Raw genomic sequence first — 2407 nt, forward strand, 5'->3', positions numbered from 1 at the left:
TCGGGCAGATTTCTTGCACAACCCTCCCCTCCTCCCCCAATATCAACGGGTGCAAGAACGCCGGACCGAGCCGGACCCCCTCGACGAGCTGCTCGACCACCTCACGCGGAGCACCCCGCTGAGCCGTGGCGAGGCCCACCGCGTGGTGATGGACGTCCTGGCGTTCTACGACGAGACCACCGAGGAATGGGTCCGCAAGCGGCACCGGGAGCTCCAGGCCAGGGGCCTGACCAACCCGGCGATCTTCACCCGGATCTCCGAGGAGCTGCCGCACCGCGCGGTGGCCCCGCCCGAGCTGTCCCTGCGGCAGCTCCGGCGCATCGTCTACGGCTGAACTCGTCACGGCCGAACCCGCGCCAGCCGCGGAGGCCAGCCGGGACCCCGGAGGACCGGCGGCCCGGCCCATAACAGAGAGCCCCCCCCCGGGGGCCCGGCCCGTACCAGAGGACCGGCCCACCCCCCAGGGGCCCGGCCCGTACCACCACAAAGGGCGGAAGCATATGTGCGGAATCGTGGGATACGTGGGGCGGCGCGACGTCGCTCCCCTGCTGCTCGAAGGGCTCCAGCGCCTGGAGTACCGGGGGTACGACTCGGCGGGTGTCGTGATCACCAGCCCGAAGGCGAAGGCCCCGGGCCTCAAGCTCGCCAAGGGCAAGGGGCGCGTCCGCGACCTGGAGGCGCGTGTCCCCAAGCGCTTCGCCGGGACCACCGGCATCGCGCACACCCGCTGGGCCACCCACGGCGCCCCGAGCGACCACAACGCGCACCCGCACCTCGACGCCGCCGGGCAGGTCGCCGTCGTCCACAACGGCATCATCGACAACGCCGACGAACTGCGCGCCCGCCTCACCGCCGACGGCGTCGTCTTCGCCTCCGAGACCGACACCGAGGTCCTCACCCACCTCATCGCCCGCGCCTCGCACGAGGCCCTGGAGGACCGGGTCCGCGCCGCGCTCACGCAGATCGAGGGCACGTACGGCATCGCCGTACTGCACGCCGACTTCCCCGAGCGCATCGTCGTCGCCCGCAACGGCTCCCCCGTCGTGCTCGGCATCGGCGACAAGGAGATGTTCGTCGCCTCCGACGTCGCCGCCCTCGTCGCCCACACCCGCCAGATCGTCACGCTGGACGACGGCGAGATGGCGACCCTCACCGCCGACGACTTCCGCACCTACACCACCGAGGGCTCGCGCACGAACCCCGAGACGACCACGGTGGAGTGGGAGGCCGAGTCGTACGACATGGGCGGCCACGACACGTACATGCACAAGGAGATGAGCGAGCAGGCCGAGGCCGTCGACCGCGTGCTGCGCGGCCGGATCGACGAGCGCTTCTCGACCGTGCGGCTCGACGGGCTCAACCTCGACGCCCGCGACGCCCGCACCGTGCGCCGCATCAAGATCCTCGGCTGCGGCACCTCGTACCACGCCGGGCAGATCGGCGCCCAGCTCATCGAGGAGATTGCCCGCATCCCCGCCGACGCCGAGCCCGCGAGCGAGTTCCGCTACCGCAACCCCGTCGTGGACCCCGAGACGCTCTACATCGCCGTCTCGCAGTCCGGCGAGACCTACGACGTGCTCGCGGCCGTGCAGGAGCTGAAGCGCAAGGGCGCGAAGGTCCTCGGCTTCGTCAACGTCGTGGGCTCCGCCATCGCCCGCGAGACGGACGGCGGGATCTACGTGCACGCCGGGCCCGAGGTGTGCGTCGTCTCCACCAAGTGCTTCACCAACACGACCGTCGCCTTCGCGCTGCTCGCCCTCCACCTCGGCCGCATCCGCGACCTGTCCGTCGCCGACGGCAAGCGGCTCCTGGACGGGCTGCGGCGGCTGCCCGGGCAGATCGCCGAGATCCTGGAGCGCGAGGACGAGGTGAGGGAGCTGGCCAAGGCGTACGCCGGCGCGCGGTCGATGATGTTCATCGGGCGTGTGCGCGGCTACCCGGTGGCGCGCGAGGCGAGCCTCAAGCTCAAGGAGGTCAGCTACGTGCACGCCGAGGCGTACCCGGCCTCGGAGCTCAAGCACGGCCCGCTCGCCCTCATCGAGCCCGCCCTGCCGACGGTCGCGATCGTCCCCGACGACGACCTCCTGGAGAAGAACCGGGCCGCGATCGAGGAGATCAAGGCCCGCGAGGGCCGTGTCCTCGCCGTCGCCCACCAGCGGCAGGAGAAGGCCGACGACACCTACGTCGTGCCGAAGAACGAGGACGAGCTGGACCCGATCCTCATGGGCATCCCGCTCCAGCTCTTCGCCTACCACACGGCCCTCGCGATGGGCCGCGACATCGACAAGCCGCGCAACCTGGCGAAGTCCGTGACGGTGGAGTAGCCGACGCCACCCGCCCGCGCCCGCGTACGGGTACGGGCACGGCGGGGAGTACGGGTACGGGATTCACTCGTACGGGTAAGGGG

At 71.3% G+C, this 2407-nt stretch carries 2 protein-coding genes; both read left to right on the forward strand.

The features are described 5' to 3' along the window. Positions 1-49 precede the first annotated feature (49 nt). Complete coding sequence (locus tag SSBG_RS08900) at positions 50-334, forward strand: hypothetical protein (RefSeq protein ID WP_037869298.1); 285 nt, start codon at positions 50-52, stop codon at positions 332-334. A 166-nt stretch (positions 335-500) separates the two neighbouring features. After that, positions 501-2324, forward strand: coding sequence for a glutamine--fructose-6-phosphate transaminase (isomerizing) (gene glmS, locus SSBG_RS08905; RefSeq protein WP_008745853.1), 1824 nt, complete (start codon positions 501-503; stop codon positions 2322-2324). Positions 2325-2407 lie beyond the last annotated feature (83 nt).

This window comes from Streptomyces sp. SPB074 (genome assembly GCF_000154905.1).
Classification (GTDB): Bacteria; Actinomycetota; Actinomycetes; order Streptomycetales; family Streptomycetaceae; genus Streptomyces.